Below are 21,828 nucleotides of genomic sequence, written 5' to 3'. Positions count from 1 at the left end.
TTTATGCCTGAACTCTGGGCTGCGACATCCGCAGGCTGCTGACGATGGCGGCAAGGGTCGCGAAGCTGCCTGCCAGAATCAGCGACGCGTGGGTGCCATGGTCATGGAACATGTTGAACATCAGCGCGACCAGAGCCGCACCGGTGCTTTGTCCCAGCAGACGTGCGGTGCCCAGCATGCCGCTGGCGCCCCCGCTGCGATGGCGCGGAGCCGACGAGATAATCGTGTGGTTGTTTGGCGACTGGAAAAGACCAAAGCCCGCCCCGCAAAGGATCATCCGCCAGACAATATCGATATCGCCCGGATTATGCGGCAGCATCGCCAGTGCGAACAGCCCGCAGGCCATCACCGCCAGCCCAATCCCGCCCAGCAGGCCCGCATGGAAACGCTCGATCATGTACCCGGCAAGCGGGGCCATTACCATTGTTGCCAGCGGCCACGGCGTCAGCAGCAGCCCGGTTTCAACCTCGCTGCGGCCCAGCGTCGTCTGTAAGAAGAAGGGCAGAGAGACAAACGCCAGCATCTGGGCCGCGAATGAACAAACCGAGGTGCCAATGGAAAGGGAGAAAATCGGGATGCGCAGCAGGTCAACCGGCAAAATGGGGAACGGAAGGGCAAGCTGACGGCGGACAAAGAAATAGCCAATAACCAGCAGCGCCGCCAGCTCACCGAGGATAAGCGTGCCGGACTGCCCCTGTGAGAACCCGCTGATGGCGGAAATCAGCAGCCCGAAGGTCAGCGCATTCATAATGGCGCTTGGGATATCAAACTTTTGCCCCTGAGATTTTTGCTGGTTGGGCGGCAGATAGCGTAGCGCAAAATATAGCGCCACAACGCCGATCGGCACGTTGATTAAAAACAGCCACTGCCAGGAGGCGACCGAAAGTATGGCGGCCGCTACGGTTGGTCCCGCAGCGGATGAGACGGCCACGATGAACGAGTTGATACCCATGCCGCGGCCGAGAAATCTTTGCGGATAGATCAGCCGTATTAGCGCGGTGTTAACGCTCATTAGCGCAGCCCCGCCGAAGCCCTGCAACACGCGCGCTATCGTCAGCATAGGAAGCGAAGTGGAGAGGGCGCAGAACAGTGAGGTCATACAGAACAGCACCAGGCCGCACTGGTAGACCCGCCGGTAGCCAAAAAGATCGCCGAGGAAAGACATCGACAGCAGCGAGACGATAATCGCTATCTGGTAGCTGTTCACCACCCAGATGGATTCGGCAGGGCTGGCATTAAGATCGTGAGCAATGGTGGGAAGCGCCACGTTGGCGATTGCGCCATCAAGTACGGCTATAGTGATGCCGAGCGCGATGGCGAAAATGGCGCCATAACGCTGGGGCATCGGCAGCCCGTCAGATAAGGGTTTATCCATAGGAAAAGTACAACTTAATAGAAGTCATTTTGCGAGCTGTAATTTTAGCACCGATATATCTGTGACAGGTCGCAGATTTGTAACGAAATCGGATTGTTACATTGCGGTGAACCGTTGCGCAATTTATACTAAAAACCAGTTCTGATTTTTATAAAACACGTGCGATCGAGGTGATTAATGGCTATCGCAGATCTGGATAAACAACCTGATTCTGTCTCATCCGTCCTGAAAGTTTTTGGCATTCTGCAGGCGCTTGGCGAAGAACGCGAAATCGGCATCACTGAGCTTTCGCAGCGCGTCATGATGTCGAAAAGCACCGTCTATCGCTTTTTGCAAACCATGAAGTCGCTGGGCTATGTGGCTCAGGAAGGGGAGTCGGAGAAATATTCGCTGACCCTGAAATTGTTTGAACTGGGTGCCCGCGCCCTACAGAACGTCGACTTAATCCGCAGCGCGGATATTCAGATGCGTGAACTGTCGCGTCTGACCAAAGAGACAATCCATTTGGGCGCGCTGGATGAAGACAGCATTGTCTATATCCACAAAATCGACTCCATGTATAACCTGCGCATGTATTCCCGTGTGGGCCGCCGCAATCCGCTGTACAGCACGGCAATCGGTAAAGTTTTGCTGGCGTGGCGCGACCGTGAGGAAGTTAAAGAGATCCTCGCAGAAGTTGAATACAAACGCAGCACCGATCGCACCATTACCAGCACCGAAGAGCTGCTGCCGCTGCTGGATAAAGTTCGCGAGCAGGGCTACGGTGAAGATAACGAAGAGCAGGAAGAGGGGCTACGCTGCATTGGCGTACCGGTGTTCGATCGTTTTGGCGTGGTGATTGCCGGGCTGAGCATCTCTTTCCCGACGCTGCGCTTCTCCGAGGACCGCCTGCACGAGTATGTCGAAATGCTCCACGATGCCGCCCGCATTATCTCTAAACAGATGGGCTATCACGATTATCCGTTTTGACGGTTTAGCAGCTAAACCATTTTTGTAGGTCGGATAAGCGTCGCGTCCCGACCCAACAAATGGATGGTCAGGCAATAAAAAACGCCGCATTTAGCGGCGTTTTTTATTGCTGAAGCGAACGATTAACCGTTATCAACGACCGTTTCACTTTTGCGCAGTATCGGACAGTTCGTTAAGCCGATGATACCGCTGTCGGTATGTACAAACTGTGCGGTCACAACGTCCCTGGCCGTCAAATATTTGCACTGCAGGCCCAGGCCTGCCGCATTCTCATTGCTGCCAATAAGCACGCCGTAGCCTGACAAAAGTAAACCGATCCACAAAAGCGCAATGACAATAATGGTGCGGATCATAAAACGCATAGAAGCCTCATTTTTTTGCTGTGTAATCTGCCCTTAAGCGTAGAGGATTATGCTTAGCAAACAATAACAAGATTCCTAATTATCAATAGCAAGGACGGTTAAGTCAGGTTTAAGTTATCGGTGTTAGGCTTGGCAGTATCAAGCTGAATGGGAGAGGTGAGTGAAAAAGTACTGGTGGGTTATCGCTGCGGGGATTATTGTCGCCTGCCTGCTGCTGTGGACGCAAATGGTCAACGTCATGTGCGATCAGGACGTGCAATTCTTCAGCGGCATCTGCACGATTAATAAATTTATCCCCTGGTAGAGCTTTTCGGCCTCCGGGTGATTTCCTTGTTCGTGGGCAGGTGTAGAATAGCGCGTTTTGTTGAGGTGGTAACATGAACGAACTAAACGTTGGCGTATTGAACATCGCGTCTCTCGCGGTCTCTCTGGTTGTGCTGGTGGTAGGGCTGGTTTTATGGTTCTTTGTTAACCGCGCAAGCAGCCGCGCGAATGAGCAGGTCGCGCTGCTGGAGGAGCTGCTCGAACAGCAAAAGCGCCAGAACGCGCTGCTGCGTCGCCTGTGCGAAGCAAACGAGCCGGAAGTAGAAAAGAAAGAAACCGCATTGAAAGCAGAAGACGACGATCGGGATGATTTCGTCCGCCTGGTCGCTGAACGGTAGAAATGGCCGTGCGGTGACCTCGGAAACTTTAAGGAACTTAGATGCCGTTTAAAAACCCGTGGTACGATCCGCAGCGCCCACATCATCAGCAAGATGGCTTTCGAAATCTGCACCCTCTGGAACGCGACGCTGGCGATGTAAAGCGCTGGCGCGATGAACGAAAAGCCCAGGGGCTACCGCATCCTCCGGGCGAGGGTTACCCTGCCTTTATTGACCGCTGGTGGCAAAAAGCCAGCGTGACCGGAGTAGACGATCGTATCTGGTGGCTGGGGCATGCCAGCCTGCTGCTGCGCCTGCAGGGCAAATATCTGCTAACCGACCCCGTCTTCTCTGAAAGGGCCTCGCCGCTCTCATTTGCGGGTCCGCAGCGAAAAACTCCCGTATCCCTTAACATTCGGGAGCTACCGCAGCTCGATACTGTCTTTATTTCTCATAACCACTACGACCACCTCGATTACCGAACGGTGCGGCAAATCCTTCGCCGCTTTCCTGACGTGCATTTCTTTGTTCCTCTGGGCCTGAAGCCATGGTTTGTCAGGCGGGGAGCGAAACAGGTTACCGAACTGGACTGGTGGCAGGCCGTTAGCTGGCACGGGATGAGCTTCACCGCCGTTCCAGCCCAGCACTGGAGCATGCGTTCGTTCTGGGATCGTAATCGAAGCCTGTGGTGCGGCTGGGTCATTGAAGCTCAGGATTTCCGCTTCTGGTTCAGCGGCGATACGGGTTATACCAGCGATCTGGCTGAAATAGCATTACGGCTGGGTCCGCTGGATGCGGCGGCGATTCCGATTGGCGCCTACGCTCCCCGTTGGTTCATGGGGTCACACCATATGGATCCGCAGCAGGCCGTTTCGCTCTGGCAGCAAATTGGACGTCCTTTGACCATCCCGATTCACTGGGGGGTGTTTGAACTGGCAGACGAATCGCTGGATATGCCGCCGCAGGAGCTAAGCGAGGCGCTATCTGCTGCCGACGAAGCAGAAGAGCGGTTTATGCCGCTGCGTATTGGTCAAAGTTTGCCCTTAATTAAACGTGCAGATTTATAATGCGATCGGCACTGTATGTTTTATTTTTAATGAGAACTTCCGCGTACTAAGTGTGAAATATATTATAGCGAAACGTTTGATTGCCCTCCGATGGCGCATCCTGTCATTAAACTTTCATTATATTGGTGCAATATAATTGCCTGACTGCTCAAGCTTTATTCTATTTATCTGTTCCGGTAAAAAACACCCCGGCAGACGTCACGGTAAAGTGGCTGTCTATTGCTCTTTTCTTGCATAGTTATGCAGCAATAATCATAAGACGGTGCGAGGGGCCGCGCGCTTTTTCTCTCTTCGCCTGGACGAAGTGAAGTCTTTGAGCTAATGTAAAAAAGTTGTCGTGACGGTGCTGGCACGGGCGCTGCGGTGAATGTACGTTCACCGGGCGTTTTATTCACTAATTCGGTATTTGTTTTTCACCTGCAAATCACTGACTTTCTGGAATTGTGCGGCGGATCGATACATGCTTAAAAATGGCTTGCCATTGTTTACGTTGTATGTGATAACACTTTGGGTCAAACGAGGTACAGTTCTGTTTATGTGTGGCATTTTCAGTAAAGAAGTCCTGAGTAAACACGTTGTCGTTGAATACCGCTTCTCTGCCGAGCCTTATATTAGTGCCTCAAGCAGTAACGTCTCTGTTTTATCTAAGTTATGCCTGCGGGCGAAGAAAACTATCTAAGGAATTTGCAAAATGGCAAAGATTAAAGGTCAAGTTAAGTGGTTCAACGAGTCTAAAGGTTTTGGTTTCATTACTCCTGCTGACGGCAGCAAAGATGTGTTCGTACACTTCTCTGCAATCCAGGGTAACGGCTTCAAAACTCTGGCTGAAGGCCAGAACGTTGAGTTCGAAATCCAGGACGGCCAGAAAGGCCCTGCTGCAGTTAACGTGACTGCCATCTAATTCAGCTGAATTAGGCCGGGCGTAGAACGCCTAATTGAGTTAAAAGCCTCGCTCCGGTAGCGGGGCTTTTTAATGCTCGAAATAAGGTCAACTTCTTTCAAAGTGTGTCTAAAACCCAGCCCGTGTTGCCTCTTGTTGCAAACCTGGGAAGGATGTAGCACTGTTCCCGCACAAAATGCGCGTATATCTGTTTAAATTTTCAATCAATTAAGTTTTGCTAAGGATTGATTGTGAGGAAAGACAGTGCGCCGCTGATTGGCAATTTTATCCAGTGGCGATTTGGCCTGCTTTGCCTGGCCATTTTGTTCAGCCTGCTCTTCCTGTTAGGGCGCGTAGCCTGGCTGCAGATTATCTCTCCGGACAATCTGGTAAAGCAGGAAGATATGCGTTCCCTGCGCGAGAAGCCTATCATCGTTCCACGCGGTATGATTGAAGACCGTGACGGACGCCCGCTGGCGGTTAGCGTACCGGTAGAAGCCATCTGGGCCGATCCCAAAACCATCATGGAAAAGGGCGGCGTTCAGGTTGACCGCCGCTGGAAGGCGCTGGCCAACGCGCTCCATGTTCCATTGAGCCAAATTGCCGCGCGTATCCACCAGAACGATCGCAGCCGCTTTATCTATCTTGCCCGCCAGCTCGACCCGCAGCAGGCTGCCTGGATCGACAAGCTTAATATTCCGGGCATTGCGACCCGGGAAGAATCCCGCCGCTTTTACCCCGCGGGCCACGTCGCCTCCAACCTGCTCGGCTTTACGAATATTGATGACCAGGGCATTGAGGGCGTTGAGAAAAGTTTTAACCGACAGCTTACGGGCGTCTCCGGCAAGCGGCTGGTGCGTAAAGATCGTCACGGCCACGTGATTGAGAATATCACCGAAACCCCGGCAAGCCCGGCACACAATATTATCCTCAGCATTGATGAGCGCCTGCAGACGGTGACGGAAGATGCATTGAGCAACGCCGTGTCGTGGAACAAAGCCGAGTCGGGGGCAGCGGTCATTATCGACGTTAATACGGGCGAAGTGCTGGCGATGGCGAGCTGCCCGACGTTTAACCCGAACAACCGTGAAGGGGCGACGCTCGATGATTTTCGCAATCGCGCAATCAGCGACACCTTCGAACCGGGCTCAACCGTTAAGCCGATGGTGATCATGACGGCGCTGAAAAAGGGCATCGTGCGCCCGGACAGCGTGGTGGATACCCATCCGTATACCATCGACGGGCACCGCATTCGCGACGTAGGCTATTATCCCCAGCTGACGCTGACCGGCATCCTGCAAAAATCCAGCGACACCGGCGTATCTCACCTGTCGCTGGCGATGCCGATTCAGGCATTAATCGATACCTATAAAGGCTTCGGCTTTGGCTCACCCACCGGGCTGGGCCTGACCGGGGAGAGCAGCGGGCTGATGCCGAACCGCCAGCGTTGGGGGCAGCTCGACCGCGCGACGTTCTCCTTTGGCTACGGCCTGATGGTCACGCCGCTTCAGCTCGCCCACGTTTACGCGACTATAGGGAGCTACGGCATCGCCCGGCCGCTGTCCATCACCCGCGTCGATCCGCCGGTTGAAGGCAAGCGGGTCATGTCCTCAGAAATTACCCACGAGGTCGAACATATGATGGAAAGCGTGGCGTTACCCGGCGGCGGCGGTATCAAAGCGGCGGTACACGGCTATCGCGTGGCGATAAAAACCGGGACGGCCAAGAAAATTGGCGATGACGGCAAGTACGTGAATAAATATATCGCCTATACCGCAGGGGTTGCCCCGGCGAGTAATCCGCGCTTCGCGCTGGTCGTTGTCCTGAATAACCCTTCGAACGGTGCCTACTATGGCGGTGCCGTTGCGGCTCCCGTATTCAGCCAGATAATGGGTGACGTACTGCGCCTGGAAAACATTAAGCCGGACGGCCTCGCGCCGGGAGATGACAACCTGGTCGTGCTGAACAAGGAAAAGTCCATCGCTCCCGCCCCTTGAGCGCTTTTCGTGACGGGGCGTAAGCGTTACACTTGCGCCCTTAATCGTTACCCGGAGCCACCATGTCCTACCTCTGCCCACTCTGCCACTCGCCGTTAGCCCTGAAAGAAAAAAGCTTTGTTTGCCCCCAGGGGCACCAGTTCGACAAGGCGAAAGAGGGCTACGTCAATCTGCTGCCCGTTCAGCATAAGCGGTCGAAGGATCCGGGCGACAGCAGTGAAATGATGCAGGCCCGCCGGGCATTTCTTGATGCCGGACATTACCAGCCTCTGCGCGACACAATTTGCCAGCAGTTAAAAACGGTGGCACCTGACACGCTGCTGGATATCGGCTGTGGGGAAGGGTATTACACCGCGGGCTTTGCGGAAGTTTTACCGGGCGAAGTGAAGCATATCTGGGGTCTGGACGTTTCAAAAGTAGCCGTTCGCTATGCGGCAAAACGCTATCCGCAGGTTGAGTTCTGCGTGGCCTCAAGCCACCGTTTACCCTTTGCCGACGGCAGCCTGGATGCCGTTGTGCGCATCTTTGCTCCGTGTAAGGCAGAAGAGCTGGCCCGGGTGGTTAAACCTGGCGGTACGGTGATAACGGCAACCCCTGGTCCACGCCACCTGATGCAGCTAAAAGGGTTGATTTATCAGGAGGTCATGCTGCATTCGGAAGACGTTGAGTCCCTTCCGGGCTTCGAAGCTGTGCACACGGAACGGACCGGCTGGCCGATGACGCTGAAGGGGGAAGAGGCGGTGGCGCTGTTACAGATGACGCCGTTTGCCTGGCGCGCCCGCCCGGAAATCTGGCAGCAGCTGAAGGTGGAAACGGCGTTTGCATGCGAAACGGATTTTATCGTTCGCGTCTGGTGGCGCGAAGGCAGCGCTTAAGGGTGGAAGTGGCCGTAGAGGATCTGGCAGCCGATACCTATCAGCACCAGCCCGCCGAGGATCTCGGCGCGTTTGCCCAGCATCGGGCCGATAAAGCGGCCTATCATCATCCCCAGCGTGGACATGATCATCGTAGCGCAGCCGATGGCCAGCGCCGTTTCGATGATGTTCACCTTCAGGAAGGCCAGGCCAACCCCGACGGCCATCGCATCAAGGCTTGTGGCAATTGCCGTCGTCACTAACAGCCAGAAACCATGCCGCTGCAGCTTCGGCGCGTCTTCGTCGTCCCCGCCCCGACAGCCTTCAATCAGCATTCGCCCGCCGAGGAACACCAGCAGTATAAAGGCTACCCAGTGGTTCCACTCGAGGACGACCTGGCTTGCCAGCAGGCCGAGGCACCAGCCAATAAGGGGAGTAATGGTTTCAATGACGCCGAAAATCAGGCCGGTGCGAAGCGCTTCAGAGAATCTGGGCTTGTGCAGAGAGGCGCCTTTCCCGATTGATGCAGCGAAAGCATCCATCGACATGCCAAATGCGAGCAGAATTGTTGCGGAGAGATTCATGATGACGCCTCAGTTGGGGATATCCATATACACGCAGCCCATCCCCAACTTACGAGGGTCACGTGCCTATGGTCTCGCCTACTCATGACTGAGTCGTACATGCCACGTTTAATCCCTTTCTGGACCCTAACGAGTATGTTGACATGTACATTTTCACGGCCTGGGCGGTGAAAATCGGCTACTCCCCAACGACGGGCGCAACCTTAACATATTTTTTTAAATCAAAACAATATTTGATATTGAATTTATCGCTGGTAAATGATAACGATTTTCATTTATGAAATAAGGTAATCAGGATGTTAATAAGAAAGGTTAAAGAATCATCTGAAATAGCAGTGGCTATATTTTAAAAGGGGCAATTGTAATTAAAGTTATAGTCACTGCTATGTTTTTAACCTATTGAGATGCAACAAGAATTTTATAAATTTTCTCCAGATCTTCTATATTTTTCACGCGGATAAGCAGGCGGCGCTGTTCTAATTGCATTACCAGCACGCCGTCTTCAGATAAATTCATTTCTTTAATGCGGGAATAGAGGATCCAGACGCCGGCGAAGAAAAATCCCTCATTTTTAAACAGCAGCTTAGGCTGACGGATCCAGGAGAGATATATTGCAATCAGTGCCAGGGCAGATAATAGCCAGGTGGTGACCACGGTGCCGTGATTAGTGACATTGTTGTAGATAAGAATGGCGACCAGGAAGACAAAGATCGTGCTGTCGATGCGGTTACGGCGCAGCAGGGGGATGGCGAGCCGCGTTTTGCCTTTAAGCCTCTCCATGATGAATTCGTCGTAAATTGCCCAGCCGAGCAGCAGCACAATGAACACCACCAGTACAACATCCGTTAACGACATCACTTTTCCCCACGCTTAAAAATAAAAAACCGGGGCAAACTGGCCCCGGTTTGTAGTACTGCTTACTTACAGACCCAGCAGGCCGATAGCATAACCGACAATACCGATGACGAAGAAGCCCATGATGATCCACAGCGCGTTCACTTTCTTACGCAGCAGCCACATACAGGCGAAGGTCAACAGCAGCGGCACAAGGCCCGGCATCAGCTGATCGAGGATGGTCTGCACGGTGGTGACTTTTACCGCGCCGGTCTGGTCGGTTATTTTCGACACGACCAGCGGTATGTTCACGTGCGTCCACTTGTTGACCAGCGCCCCCATGACAAAGAGGCCGAGAATTGACGCCCCCTCGGTCAGTTTCTGCAGGAAGCCGCCGCCCATATCCTTAACGATATCGATCCCTTTACGGTAGCCGTAAGCCACGCCGTAGTAACGGGTCAGCAGACGTACCGCGTTAAACAGGATGAAGAACAGCAGCGGGCCAAGCAGGCTGCCGCTCATGGCAATCCCTGCGCCCAGCGCTGCAAACACGGGACGTACGGTACCCCAGAAGATTGGGTCACCCACGCCTGCCAGCGGACCCATCAGACCAACTTTGATGCCGTTGATGGCACCATCGTCAATCTCTGCGCCGTTTGCACGCTGCTCTTCCATCGCCAGCGTCACGCCCAGAACCGGAGCGGCAACGTATGGATGGGTGTTAAAGAACTCCAGGTGGCGTTTAATCGCCTGTTTACGCGCGTCGTTGTTCTCAGGATACAGGCGTTTGATTGCCGGGATCATAGAGAAGCAGAAGCCCAGCGCCTGCATACGTTCGAAGTTCCATGAACCCTGGAAAATGTTCGAACGCATAAACACGGCGCGAATATCACCCGGGGTGAGTTTCTTCTCGGTAGTCGTAGTTTTGGTGGTATCAACCATTTCGCTCACCTATTAATCTAATTCGTTATCAAGATCGTTAGAACCAGCAGCAGGCGCTGCGGCACCAGCGGAACGGTTGTATTTCGGGCTCAGCTGGATATACAGAATCGCCATCACCGCACCAATCACGCCCAGCGCGACCAGGTTGAAGTTGGTGAAGGCGGCGGTAACGAAGCCGAGGTAGAAGAACGGCATCAGGTAGCCCGCACGCATCATGTTGATAACCATGGCGTAACCAACCACCACGATCATGCCACCGGCGATGTTCAGACCGCTGGTCACCACTTCAGGAATGGCGTTCAGCATGTTCTGCACTTCGCTGGTACCCACAGAAATCGCGACGATAACGGCTGGGATAGCGATACGCATGGCCTGCAGGAACAGGGAAGAGACGTGGATCCAGGACAGAGCCGAGAGGTTGCCTTTTTCCGCCGCCTTATCCGCCGCGTGCTGGAAGCCAACGGTGATAGTACGAACGATAATGGTCAGCACCTGGCCTGCTGCCGCCAGCGGGATAGCCAGCGCGATACCAGAGCCGATGCCCTGATGACCGGCAATAACCAGGATAGTTGAGATAATAGAGGCAAGCGCCGCATCGGGTGCCACTGCTGCACCGATGTTCATCCAGCCCAGGGCGATCATTTCAAGGGTACCACCGATAATAATACCGGTTTTCATGTCGCCCAGAACCAGACCGATCAGCGTACAAGCGACGAGCGGACGGTGGAACTGAAATTCATCAAGGACCGATTCCATACCGGCAATACAGGCTACGATGAACACCAGCACAATCTGAAGAGTGGTAATCTCCATTGTACTTCTCCTATAACGTATGACTTAAGTATAAAAACTGAGCAAAACGTAGCGATTAAGCAATCACCGTAGCAATTAGCTTTTCACCTTCGCGATCAGATCCATCATTTTCAATTTTTGATCGGTAGAAACTTTACGGGCTTCCAGCTCAATGCCGCGCGCGTTCAGCTTCTTAAAGGCTTCGATATCTTTTTCATCAACGGAGATGGCATTGTTAACCTGGGTTTTCCCCTGGCGGAAAGCCATACCACCGATGTTGACCGAGGTAAGCTTCACGCCGCCTTCCACAATCCGCTCAACGTCGGTCGGGTTGGTGAACAGCAGCATGACGCGATCGCCGGCATATTTCGGGTTGTTGTAGACGCGAATCATCTTCGCAACGTCCACCACGTGTGCGGTGACGCCTGGAGGAGCGACCTGAGTCAGCAGCGTTTTACGTACGGTATCGGCGGCAACTTCATCGCTGACGACGATAATACGGGTCACGTTGGTCTCTTTCGTCCAGCGGGTAGCAACCTGGCCATGAATCAGACGGTCATCGATACGCGCAAGACCGATATTCATGTAGTCGTTTGGACCCATTGGCTTAAGCGGAGCCGCAGCCTTTGGTGCTGCTGCAACAGGTGCCGCCTTTTCGACAGGCTGAGCTTTCAGGGCTTTCACCCCTTCGCGACCTGTTTCTACTGCCAGAGCAACCAGCTCATCGAAAGAAGGATTGTCATCGCGGGCCATCAGGGTTTCCACCAGCATCGGAATGTTGACCCCAGCTACGACTTCGTAATGCTCTTTATCGACGACAATACGGCTTGCCGCATTGAAAGGGCTACCGCCCCAGGTATCGACGAGAAACAGCACACCCTTGCCGGTGTCCAGATTCGCCAACTGCGCGTTGTACTTCTCGATCAGCGTTTCGGCGTTTTCGCCGGGAACGAAATCGATCCAGCCAACGTTTTCCTGCTCACCTAATAGCATTTCGGCCGTTTTCAGCAGCTGTTCTGCTGCCCAGCCATGCGTGCCTATGACAATAGCAATAGTCACTTGCTACCTCCTGTGTTAGTCATCTCAACATCCTTACGAAAGGGTAAGAAATCTGTCCGTTCGGAATGAATCGATTCAGATAAGGGATTATGAAAAGTCGAACCATTTGCGGGAATTATTTTAGTCAGTGAAAAAAATAATTTATGTGATGAAGCTCCGTAATTTAACTTTGTTACGTTTTCAAGCAATTGGAGAGGTAAATATGACCAGTACAGGTTGCAAAAAAATTGCAAAGTCAGGTAAATCTTTGCCAAAGCCATATTTGCTCTGATAATGTTTACTCTTCGTTTAATAACCAGGAGTAGAGGGCAGTAGCCCACCGTATGGACCGTCACCGACGACTTTTCACTTCCCGGACGCTTTTAGCCGTCCCGCCACGCGACGTTTCTCGTCCGTTTATCCTTTCCGTTCAATGTGTTGCGCCCGTTAATCGCGCTGTGCCGTTTTGTCATTCCAGCAGGAGTTTTTCATGGAATTCTTAATGGACCCGCAGATTTGGGTGGGCCTGCTGACGCTTGTGGTGCTGGAAATCGTACTGGGTATCGACAACCTGGTATTCATCGCCATCCTTGCTGACAAACTTCCGCCAAAACAGCGGGATAAAGCCCGACTTATCGGTTTATCCCTCGCTTTGTTCATGCGTCTGGGCCTGCTGTCCTTAATTTCATGGATGGTCACGCTGACCCAACCGCTGTTCACAATTATGGATAAAGTCTTCTCCGGGCGCGATTTGATCATGCTCGTCGGGGGTATCTTCCTGTTGTTCAAGGCGACAACCGAGCTGCACGAAAGGCTGGAAAACCGTCAGCACGACGACGGTCATGGGAAAGGCTACGCCAGCTTCTGGGTAGTGGTGTTACAAATTGTTGTGCTGGATGCGGTGTTCTCCCTGGATGCGGTGATTACCGCCGTGGGAATGGTAAACCACCTGCCGGTAATGATGGCCGCGGTAATTATCGCGATGGGTGTCATGCTGCTGGCTTCTAAGCCGCTGACGAACTTCGTCAACCAGCATCCAACGGTCGTGGTGCTCTGTCTTAGCTTCCTGTTAATGATCGGTCTGAGCCTCGTGGCGGAAGGCTTCGGGTTCCATATTCCGAAGGGTTATCTGTACGCGGCGATTGGCTTCTCGATTATCATTGAGCTGTTCAACCAGATTGCCCGTCGTAACTTCATTCGCCACCAGTCAAACGTGCCGTTACGCGCCCGCACGGCTGATGCGATCCTTCGTCTGATGAACGGCAAGCGCCAGGCGCGCTCGGAGCGCGATGAAAGCAAAACGATCACCCCAATCGAAGCCGAATCCTTTGCGGCTGAAGAACGCTATATGATTAACGGCGTGCTGACGCTGGCCTCCCGCTCGCTGCGCAGCATCATGACGCCCCGCGGCGAAATCTCCTGGGTTGATGCGCAGAAAAGCGTTGCTGAAATCCGTGAGCAGCTGCTCGAGTCCCCGCACAGCCTGTTCCCGGTCTGCCGGGGCGAGCTGGATGAAATCATCGGTATCGTGCGCGCCAAAGAACTGCTGGTGGCGCTTGATAAGGGCGCGGACGTAGAGGCGATTGCTTCGCGAACGCCAGCGATTGTGGTGCCGGAAACCCTGGATCCTATCAACCTGCTGGGCGTCCTGCGTCGTGCCCGCGGCAGCTTCGTCATCGTTAACAACGAATTCGGCGTGGTGCAGGGGCTGGTGACGCCGCTCGACGTGCTGGAAGCTATTGCCGGTGAATTCCCGGACGCTGACGAAACGCCGGAAATCGTGCGTGACGGCGACGGCTGGCTGGTGAAAGGCGGCACGGACCTCCATGCGCTGCAGCAGCACCTGGATATCAATACGCTGGTCAATGACGAAGAGGATATCGCGTCGATCGCCGGGCTGGTTATCTCGGTGAACGGACAAATCCCGAAGGTCGGCGATATTATCGAGTTTGCGCCGCTGAGCTTCCAGGTAATGGAAGCGAACGACTACCGCATCGATTTAGTTCGGGTCACAAAAGAACGCCAGCCGCACGAAGGCGAAGAAGAGTAATTCAGCGCAGCGGGATCGCGGGGATCGCGTGACCGTTATGGCGAGGGGGAGGCGGCGAGCGTCCCTCGAGCCAGCGGGGGAATTCTTTTAACGGCATTGGCCGGGCGAACAAATATCCCTGTAGTACATTCACGCCGTGGCTGCGCAGATACTCTGCCTGCTGCGGCGTCTCCACCCCCTCCGCAACCAAATCAATCCCCAGCCGCTGCGCCAGCGCAATAATAATGTCCGTCACCGTTGAGTTAACGGCATCGGTGCCAATGGCCGCGGTAAAAGACTTATCGATCTTCAGTACGTTCGGGTTCAGGGTCTCGAGATAGGCCAGCGAGCTTTGTCCGGTCCCGAAGTCGTCTATGGCCAGCGCTACGCCGAGCCTTCTCAGATCGCGCACAACGCGATGGTCGACTTCGGGCAGCGCATCGCGTTCGGTAAGCTCAAGAGTTAGCTGCTGGACGGCCTGTGCCGGGAACCAGTGGCGTCGTAAATCGTCAATAATTTCCCCCTCGTGAAAATGGCTGGCCGCCACGTTTATGCCAATATGAAAATCACGGGACGGCGGGAACATTTCCAGATGCCGCACGGCTTCGACCATGACGAAACGAGTCAGCGGAGCGATGAGATTTTGCTGCTCGGCAAGGGGGATAAAAACGTCGGGCGAAATCCAGCCCTGGCGGGGATTGTTCCAGCGCAGCAGCAGCTCGACGCCGACGCATTGCAGCGTCCTGGCGTTCATCAGCGGCTGGCAGAAGACCTCGAATTCCCGCGAGGCCAGCCCAAGATTGATTTCCCAGGAGAAGCTCATGCGGTTAGCTGTCGCAAGCCAGGTGATATAGCCGATCAGCATGCTCAGCATCAGGGCCAGCGGAAGCTGGGTTGGCAGATTTTTTAACGCTAAATCACTCGCCGAAGGGCCGATGGTGGTAATAGAGAACGGGTACTTCCGGGAGGCTATATCCCGGCTTACCAGCCCCTCTCCTGCGGTGACCTTCGCCAGCAGGCCTTTGCCGTATTCCAGGTGAGAATCACCCACGTTCAGCACGGCGCGGGATACCCACGGCCGCTCTGGCTCCAGCATCAGCCCCGTGAGCATCTCAATGTTCACCACTTCCATGACGCCGTCAGGGCTGCCATTTTCTACGGGATGCCAGGAGATAAGAATTGGCGAGCCTTTAAGCAGGGAGCTGTCGGTGGATAAAAGCAGCAGCGGGGCGTCGGCGGGTAAACGAGGCTGGAGCAGGGAGACAGGGACATTACGCGGCCCAAAAATACTCGAGCAGTACAAAATGCCGTCTTTGATCAGCGCAATCGAGCGGACCGTCTGCATGCGGGCCGCATGCTCCCGCAGCCTGAACTGCACCGTCTCGCAGTTGGCACCAACAAATTTGAGCACCTCAGCGCTGACGTCATCAAGAGGCGTCAGGATATTTTCGAGGGTGGTAATGGCCCGGGAATTAAAAGCGAGCAGGCGCTGCTCGTTAATATTGCGTTCGGTGACGAAACGCACGCTGAGCGTCAGAACAAGGACCAGCAAAGCTAACGCCGCGCAAACGATTAAGCGCCTGCGGCGATAGCCCTTAATAATACGCTGAGCGGTCTGCATCCCTGGTCACCTTTGTTTCGAAGCTGCGGACAATATTGATGCGCAGAACATTCAAAGTGTAGTGGGGGAAAGCGCTGACGACGAGGAAAAACTCCCCCCTGGTCGCGAAAGGGGGAGCGAATGCCAGACTATTCCGGCGCGAACAGCCTGCCGATCAAACCCAGGTGCATTTTCACCCCGGTCAGCATCGCGTTTTCGTCCAGCAGGAAGTGAGGGTTATGAACGTTCCATACCGCGCCCATCTCTTCATTGCGTGAGCCAACGAACAGGAAGGCACCCGGTATATGCGCCTGATAGGATGAGAAATCTTCCCCGCCGAAGAGCGGAGCGGTGACTTCGTGCAGCGTCCCCTCCGGGAAGTGCTGCTGGATGACTTCCCGGGCGATGGCGCAGGCATCGGCATGATTGACGCCCACTTCGTACCCCCTCTGCCAGATGACCTCGCATTCGGCCCCGTGCGCTTCGCCAATGCCCTGCACGATTTGCTTCATCAGCTCCGGCACGCGCTCGCGCACGCTCTTGTTGTGGGTACGCAGCGTACCGGAGAGGCGGACGCTGTCCGGAATAACGTTATAGCTTTTCTCGCCCGACTGGAAAGAGGCGATGGTCAGCACCGGCACGTGGAGCGGGTCGAGCCTGCGGGCCACAATCTGCTGCAGCGAAGTCACGATTTCAGCGCCGATCACCACCGGATCGATGCACAGATGCGGCATCGACCCGTGGCCGCCTTTGCCTTTAATGACGATATCAAAGTTATCGCTGGAGGCGCAGAACACGCCCTCCTTAAGCGACAGCGTGCCGGTAGGGCGGTCAGGCATGACGTGCAGGCCAAAAATGTACTCCACGCCGTTTAATACCCCAAGTTTCACCAGCTCCTGCGCGCCGCCCGGCGGCACCTCTTCGGCATGCTGGAAAATGAAGCGCACCGACCCCTGCAGGCGTTCTTTCAGCTGGCACAGGATTTTGGCTGCGCCCAGCAGCATAGCCGCGTGGGCGTCGTGGCCGCAGGCATGCATAACCCCTTTATTACGAGATGCGAAAGGCACGCCGCTGTCTTCCTGGATAGGCAAAGCGTCGATATCCGCGCGCAGCGCCCATTTCGGGCCGGGGTGCTTGCCGTGTAAGTCCGCCACCACGCTGTTGTCGGTTAAGCGCAGGATCTCCAGGCCGCCAAAGCTTTCCAGCTCGCGGGCAATGTAGTCCGCCGTAGGCTGCTCCTGGAAGGAGAGCTGCGGATTGGCGTGCATATACTGCCGCCAGCGCATCACGTCCGGGGCAACGTCTGTAATCAGCTTTTCGAAATTCAAAGACATAACAAACTCCATTATTCCGTCACGGTAAGGTCAGAATGCGTTCTCTTCACCATCAGCGGTACCACCGCAAGGGCGGCGCAGACCATGGCGAGAGAGAGAAAAATAAAGGTGCTGAAATAGCCGCCAGAGGAGCCAATCAGATAGCCCATGACGATCGGCGAGACAAACCCTCCCAGCGTGCCGCCGGTATTAATAATGCCCATCGCCGCCCCCATGTTTTCTACCGGGACCCGCTTCATCGGCAGCGTGAAGGTCGTCACGAAGGCCCCCATCAGGAAGACCTCGCCGAGGAAAAGGAACAGGCTGGCGGTGAGCGCGGACGGCGTCAGGTAGACCATGTAAATGCACAACGCGCTGAGCAGTGAGCAAACCATAATCACCATCGGCTCTCTTTCCTGGAAGTATTTGCCGACCAGCCAGCCCGTGCACAAAGAAGAGATCCAGATCCCCAGGCCACCGATGGCAATAACATAGCTGGAGGTGTCCATCGGCATGCCGCGCTGCTGCACAAGGAACTTAGGCAGCCAGGCCATCAGCCCGTAGCTGGGAATGTTGATACAAAAGATGGCGATGAACAGCAGGATAACGGTCGGGCTTTTCAGCAGCTGTCGGTAGCTGAGCGTTGATTTTTGACGCGCGCCGGCCTGAGCTTTTGGCACCAGAAAAATGATGACGATGGCTATCACGCAGGCCATCACGCCCAGCCCGGCAAACGAGCCGCGCCAGCCAAAGTTTGCCAGAGCGTAGACGGCAATCAGCGGCCCGGCGGTCATCGCAAGCCCTGCGGAAGAGAGCAGGATAGACTGCGCAAAGGTTCGCTTTTCCAGCGTGAAGTTGCTTACCACCGCTTTAGCACAGGAGCAGGGATACCCCGAGTGCCCCATGCCGGACAGGAAGCGAAACGCAATCAGCAGGGCGAAGCTCAACCCCAACACGCCGAAGGAGAACGCGAAGCCGCCCAGCAGACACAGGGAGATGACCAGCATCGCTTTGTATCCAAGGCGGTCGTTCAGCCAGCCTGCCGGGATCTGGAACAGCGAATAGGAGAGGAAAAAAATGCCGGTGATGTAGCCCAGCTCTTCGGTGGAGAGGGAAAACTCTTTCTCAATGGGTAAAAGTGCGAACCCCATTACAGTTTTATCTATATAGACAATGACATAGCCTAAAAAAAGCAAGAAAATCATCCGCGAATGAGTTTTCATGATGTTTGTTCCTCTGAGACAGATCCGTTGGGGGATTTTCCTTATGATGACGCCACACGTTCAGCGAACGCCTTTAGCCAAAGTAATCAGTTTTCCGGCTGGCGATAAGATGCGATTTTTTGCAGGGTGATGCTTTTTTCTGATAGGGGTAACTATGAAACATCTGCCGAAAATGCAGCACTTACACACCTTCCGGCAGGTTGTCCGTAGCCGCAGCATCCGTGCGGCCGCAAGGGAAATGGGGCTGTCGCAGCCGGCGCTGAGCCGAACTTTGCGCGAGCTGGAGCAAACTTTAGGCGTGCAACTATTCCTGCGCGGGCAGGAGGGCGTCACGCTAACTGAGGCGGGGGCGGCATTTTTACGTCGTACGGAGTGGATACTTGAGGAGCTGCAGCGCGCGGCTGACGAGGTTGAACAGATAAGCCACTTCTCGCAGGGAAAACTTGCCGTCGGCTTCTCGTCGCTGCTGGCGCTGACCGTTTTCCCGAAGCTGATTGATGATTTTAAGACCCGCAGGCCGCACGCGCGTCTTAATCTCAAAGAAGGCCAGCTTGCCACGCTGCTGCCCCTGCTGCGCCAGGGGGAGTTAGACCTCGCTATCGGGACGATTAACCCGCGCAAGGTGCCGGACGACGTGGTGATTGAGCCGCTGTTCGTTGCGCCGTTCTGTATTATTGCCCGCCGGGGGCATCCGCTGGAACAGGCTTCATCAGTGAACGATCTGCGGCGCGCAAAGTGGCTGCTGCCCGAGACAAATGTCGGTTACTACCAGCAGCTGCAGGATGAGCTTAACGAGTTCTACGGGCAGATCCATGAAGAGCCGGTGTGGACGGAGTCAATTGTTTGCGGGTTAAACATGGTGCTGGAGTCGGACTATCTGACGGTGGTGGCGAGGGCGATGAGCATGCCGCTGCACCTGCAGGACAGAATCAGCGTGTTGCCGATCTCCACGCTGCCGTCCGCGCAGTACTGCGTGGCCTGGTCACAGAAATCGGCGCTGACCGAAACCGCCCGGCAGTTTTTGCTGGCGCTGAGGCAGGCGTGTCAGGGGTACAAATGGTAAAAAGCCCTTCCGGGGAAGGGCTTAACTTGCCCTGTAGGTCGGAAAAGCGCAGCGTCTTCCGACATTTATTAGCAGAAACAGGCGGTGGATTGCGGCTGTCGCTTACCCACCCTGCAAAAATCAGTCACACTGAACTTTGATCGCCAGGCCCCCACGGGAGGTTTCGCGGTATTTGGCGTTCATGTCTTTACCCGTTTCGTACATTGTTTCGATAACTTTATCGAGGGAGACGCGCGGCTCGCTGGTGCGGCGCATCGCCATGCGCGTGGCGTTGATGGCCTTGACGGATGCGATGGCGTTACGCTCGATGCACGGCACCTGTACCTGACCGGCAACCGGGTCGCACGTCAGGCCAAGGTTGTGCTCCATGCCGATTTCAGCCGCTACGCAGACCTGCTCCGGGCTGGCACCCAGGATTTCGGCAAGCCCCGCAGCCGCCATAGAACAGGCAACGCCCACTTCACCCTGGCAGCCCACTTCGGCACCGGAAATCGAGGCGTTCATCTTGTACAGCGTGCCGATGGCGCCGGAGGCCAGGAAGTAGCGGATGTAGGTATCCGGGCTGACGGATTCGATAAAGTGATCGTAGTAGGCCAGCACCGCCGGAACGATACCGCAGGCACCGTTGGTTGGCGCGGTTACGACGCGGCCACCGGCGGCGTTCTCTTCGTTTACCGCCAGGGCAAACATGTTCACCCAGTCCACTACGTTCATCGGGTCGTTGGACAGCTTATCGCTGGAGACCAGCATACGGCGCAGCGCGGAAGCGCGACGCGGCACGCGCAGCGGTCCGGGCAGAACGCCCTCGGTGTTCACACCGCGATCGATACAGGCGCGCATGGTGCTCCACACGTTGGCAAAATACTCTTCGATCTCTTTGCGGCTGTGCAGCGCCAGCTCGTTTTGCATGATCACGCCGGACAGGGACATACCGGTGTCCTTACAGTGCTGAAGCATCTGCTCGGCGGAGTTAAACGAGTAGGGAACGACGATTTCGCTGCTGGCTTCTTTGCCGAAATTCTCTTCGTCGACGATAAAGCCGCCGCCGATAGAGTAATAAGTTTTGGTGTAAATCTGTTTATCGCCATTGAAGGCGTGAATGGTCATGCCGTTTTCGTGCAGCGACAGGTTGTCGTTGCTGAAATTCATGCCGCCCGCTTTCGGGAAGTCGACTTCATGACGGCCCTGGGCCAGCCACAGCTTTTCCCGCGTTTCAACGTCGCGGATGAAGCCCGGGATTGAGTCGATGTCGACGTTGTCCGGCTGGTTGCCCGCCAGACCCATAATAATGGCGATATCGGTGTGGTGGCCCTTGCCGGTGAGGGAGAGCGAGCCGTAGACGTCCACCGCAATGCGCGTGGTGCTCTCAAGCAATCCTTTTTCGACCAGATCATCGACAAACAGCTTGCCGGCCTTCATCGGCCCGACGGTATGGGAGCTGGAAGGTCCGATGCCGACTTTAAACATGTCGAATATGCTAATCACTTGATAACTCCTTAAAGAACACCGTTTTCATAAAATATGATGCTGTAGATCATCCAGGCGCTAGTGTAAAAATTTATTGCTAACAGTAGTAAACTATTCACATGAATTAAACTAATGATTAACGATAAAACGCCTAATATCAGCCCATATCCAGCAAGACTCACTGCTTAATATAGGCTAACCGGCAGAATAAAAGGGTGATCAAGCTTCCACACCTATCTGTAATGCCAGCTCGCGGATGATGCCCGCCGTCATTCCCCAGACAAAATAGTGCTGATACCAGGAGAGCCATACGCGGTGGGCGTTGCCCCGGCGATGGATATCCAGCGGATGATAGCGGCCCAGGCGCAGCGCCTCCATCAGCGGCATCTCAAAAACGGCGGCGACCTCATCTTCGCTCGCGTAGTACGGCAAATCTGGCGGAATAATGCCGACAACGGGCGTGACCTGGAAACCCGTTACGCTGTCCACGGGCGGCAAAGTGCCGATTATTTCCACTGATTCAGGAGGAATAGCGACCTCTTCGTGGGCTTCTCTGAGCGCGGCGGCAATCAAGGACGCGTCCGTGCTGTCTACCGCACCGCCGGGAAAGGCGACCTGGCCCGGATGTTTGCGCAGCAGCGGAGAGCGCTGGGTCAGCAGCAGGCCAGGCTGAGGGCGGCGCACTATGGGCACCAGTACCGCAGCCTGACGCTTGTTGCCGCTCAGATCTCTCGTAGTGGGCTGCAGCATCTGAAAACGCGATAAAAAGTCGCTTAACGTCAGGGACGAGCCGGGCAT

The 21,828-nt window shown here is 55.0% G+C and carries 22 protein-coding genes and 1 riboswitch; of the genes, 10 read left to right on the top strand and 12 right to left on the bottom strand.

The genetic code is table 11. From position 1 onward, the window contains the following. Window position 1: 1 nt before the first annotated feature. Entirely contained in the window at window positions 2-1,375 is a 1,374-nt protein-coding gene (locus tag AAE045_RS10685; RefSeq protein ID WP_455547710.1) for an MFS transporter, read from the bottom strand. A gap of 177 nt (window positions 1,376-1,552) precedes the next feature. Between AAE045_RS10685 and kdgR the strand changes: the two genes are divergently transcribed. Continuing rightward, window positions 1,553-2,344, top strand: a complete 792-nt coding sequence (gene kdgR / locus AAE045_RS10680) for a DNA-binding transcriptional regulator KdgR (protein WP_455547709.1) — start codon at window positions 1,553-1,555, stop codon at window positions 2,342-2,344. A gap of 122 nt (window positions 2,345-2,466) precedes the next feature. Here kdgR and AAE045_RS10675 read toward each other — a convergent pair whose 3' ends face one another. Then, complete coding sequence (locus AAE045_RS10675; protein ID WP_455547708.1) at window positions 2,467-2,706, bottom strand: YobH family protein; 240 nt, start codon at window positions 2,704-2,706, stop codon at window positions 2,467-2,469. 160 nt (window positions 2,707-2,866) lie between these two features. Between AAE045_RS10675 and mgrB the strand changes: the two genes are divergently transcribed. From mgrB to rlmA, 7 genes are all read left to right on the top strand, one after another. After that, window positions 2,867-3,010 carry a PhoP/PhoQ regulator MgrB gene (gene mgrB / locus AAE045_RS10670; RefSeq protein WP_455547707.1) on the top strand — a complete coding sequence of 48 codons (144 nt, stop codon included), beginning with the start codon at window positions 2,867-2,869 and terminating at the stop codon, window positions 3,008-3,010. A 73-nt stretch (window positions 3,011-3,083) separates the two neighbouring features. Then, window positions 3,084-3,368, top strand: coding sequence for a YebO family protein (locus AAE045_RS10665; protein WP_455547706.1), 285 nt, complete (start codon window positions 3,084-3,086; stop codon window positions 3,366-3,368). 41 nt (window positions 3,369-3,409) lie between these two features. After that, on the top strand, window positions 3,410-4,414 hold the full coding sequence (locus AAE045_RS10660; RefSeq protein WP_455547705.1) for an MBL fold metallo-hydrolase: 1,005 nt from the start codon (window positions 3,410-3,412) through the stop codon (window positions 4,412-4,414). A gap of 535 nt (window positions 4,415-4,949) precedes the next feature. Continuing rightward, window positions 4,950-5,093, top strand: a complete 144-nt coding sequence (locus AAE045_RS10655; protein WP_271123094.1) for a DUF2627 domain-containing protein — start codon at window positions 4,950-4,952, stop codon at window positions 5,091-5,093. A 12-nt stretch (window positions 5,094-5,105) separates the two neighbouring features. Next, window positions 5,106-5,315 (top strand): transcription antiterminator/RNA stability regulator CspE, encoded by a 210-nt coding sequence (cspE, locus tag AAE045_RS10650; protein ID WP_001062678.1) that lies wholly within the window; start codon window positions 5,106-5,108, stop codon window positions 5,313-5,315. Window positions 5,316-5,545: 230 nt separating this feature from the next. After that, window positions 5,546-7,291 (top strand): peptidoglycan glycosyltransferase FtsI, encoded by a 1,746-nt coding sequence (gene ftsI, locus AAE045_RS10645; RefSeq protein WP_455547704.1) that lies wholly within the window; start codon window positions 5,546-5,548, stop codon window positions 7,289-7,291. A 62-nt stretch (window positions 7,292-7,353) separates the two neighbouring features. Further along, complete coding sequence (gene rlmA / locus AAE045_RS10640) at window positions 7,354-8,166, top strand: 23S rRNA (guanine(745)-N(1))-methyltransferase (protein WP_455547703.1); 813 nt, start codon at window positions 7,354-7,356, stop codon at window positions 8,164-8,166. Here the strand turns inward: rlmA and mntP are convergent. The 5 genes from mntP to manX form a co-directional block, all read right to left on the bottom strand. Then, window positions 8,163-8,729, bottom strand: a complete 567-nt coding sequence (gene mntP, locus AAE045_RS10635; RefSeq protein ID WP_455547702.1) for a manganese efflux pump MntP — start codon at window positions 8,727-8,729, stop codon at window positions 8,163-8,165. The genes rlmA and mntP overlap by 4 nt on opposite strands. A 3-nt stretch (window positions 8,730-8,732) precedes the next feature. Continuing rightward, window positions 8,733-8,928: riboswitch (yybP-ykoY riboswitch) on the bottom strand. A 197-nt stretch (window positions 8,929-9,125) separates the two neighbouring features. Further along, window positions 9,126-9,584 carry a DUF986 family protein gene (locus AAE045_RS10630; RefSeq protein WP_455547701.1) on the bottom strand — a complete coding sequence of 153 codons (459 nt, stop codon included), beginning with the start codon at window positions 9,582-9,584 and terminating at the stop codon, window positions 9,126-9,128. Between the two features lie 66 nt (window positions 9,585-9,650). After that, a complete protein-coding gene (locus AAE045_RS10625) occupies window positions 9,651-10,505 on the bottom strand; it encodes a PTS mannose transporter subunit IID (protein WP_455547700.1) in 855 nt (284 codons plus the stop codon). Between the two features lie 12 nt (window positions 10,506-10,517). Continuing rightward, window positions 10,518-11,318, bottom strand: coding sequence for a PTS mannose/fructose/sorbose transporter subunit IIC (locus AAE045_RS10620; RefSeq protein WP_455424734.1), 801 nt, complete (start codon window positions 11,316-11,318; stop codon window positions 10,518-10,520). Window positions 11,319-11,393: 75 nt separating this feature from the next. Continuing rightward, on the bottom strand, window positions 11,394-12,356 hold the full coding sequence (gene manX / locus AAE045_RS10615) for a PTS mannose transporter subunit IIAB (RefSeq protein WP_455547699.1): 963 nt from the start codon (window positions 12,354-12,356) through the stop codon (window positions 11,394-11,396). A gap of 469 nt (window positions 12,357-12,825) precedes the next feature. Here manX and yoaE point away from each other — a divergent pair, with 469 nt between their 5' ends. After that, a complete protein-coding gene (gene yoaE, locus AAE045_RS10610) occupies window positions 12,826-14,385 on the top strand; it encodes a TerC family protein (RefSeq protein WP_455424732.1) in 1,560 nt (519 codons plus the stop codon). A 1-nt stretch (window position 14,386) separates the two neighbouring features. Here the strand turns inward: yoaE and AAE045_RS10605 are convergent, their stop codons facing one another. From AAE045_RS10605 to AAE045_RS10595, 3 genes are all read right to left on the bottom strand, one after another. Beyond that, window positions 14,387-15,985: an EAL domain-containing protein gene (locus AAE045_RS10605; RefSeq protein ID WP_455547698.1), complete on the bottom strand. Its 1,599-nt coding sequence runs from the start codon at window positions 15,983-15,985 to the stop codon at window positions 14,387-14,389. A 128-nt stretch (window positions 15,986-16,113) separates the two neighbouring features. Next, window positions 16,114-17,298 (bottom strand): amidohydrolase, encoded by a 1,185-nt coding sequence (locus AAE045_RS10600; RefSeq protein WP_455547697.1) that lies wholly within the window; start codon window positions 17,296-17,298, stop codon window positions 16,114-16,116. An 11-nt stretch (window positions 17,299-17,309) separates the two neighbouring features. Further along, window positions 17,310-18,500: an MFS transporter gene (locus AAE045_RS10595; RefSeq protein ID WP_455547696.1), complete on the bottom strand. Its 1,191-nt coding sequence runs from the start codon at window positions 18,498-18,500 to the stop codon at window positions 17,310-17,312. 154 nt (window positions 18,501-18,654) lie between these two features. Here AAE045_RS10595 and AAE045_RS10590 point away from each other — a divergent pair, with 154 nt between their 5' ends. Continuing rightward, window positions 18,655-19,563 (top strand): LysR substrate-binding domain-containing protein, encoded by a 909-nt coding sequence (locus AAE045_RS10590; RefSeq protein ID WP_455547695.1) that lies wholly within the window; start codon window positions 18,655-18,657, stop codon window positions 19,561-19,563. A gap of 120 nt (window positions 19,564-19,683) precedes the next feature. Here the strand turns inward: AAE045_RS10590 and sdaA are convergent, their stop codons facing one another. Continuing rightward, window positions 19,684-21,048 (bottom strand): L-serine ammonia-lyase, encoded by a 1,365-nt coding sequence (sdaA, locus tag AAE045_RS10585; protein ID WP_455547694.1) that lies wholly within the window; start codon window positions 21,046-21,048, stop codon window positions 19,684-19,686. A 201-nt stretch (window positions 21,049-21,249) separates the two neighbouring features. Then, a complete protein-coding gene (locus tag AAE045_RS10580) occupies window positions 21,250-21,828 on the bottom strand; it encodes a CoA pyrophosphatase (RefSeq protein ID WP_455547693.1) in 579 nt (192 codons plus the stop codon).

Source organism: Dryocola clanedunensis, from assembly GCF_038405435.1.
Classification (GTDB): domain Bacteria; phylum Pseudomonadota; class Gammaproteobacteria; order Enterobacterales; family Enterobacteriaceae; genus Dryocola; species Dryocola clanedunensis_A.
This window is presented reverse-complemented; position numbering and strand designations above follow the sequence as displayed.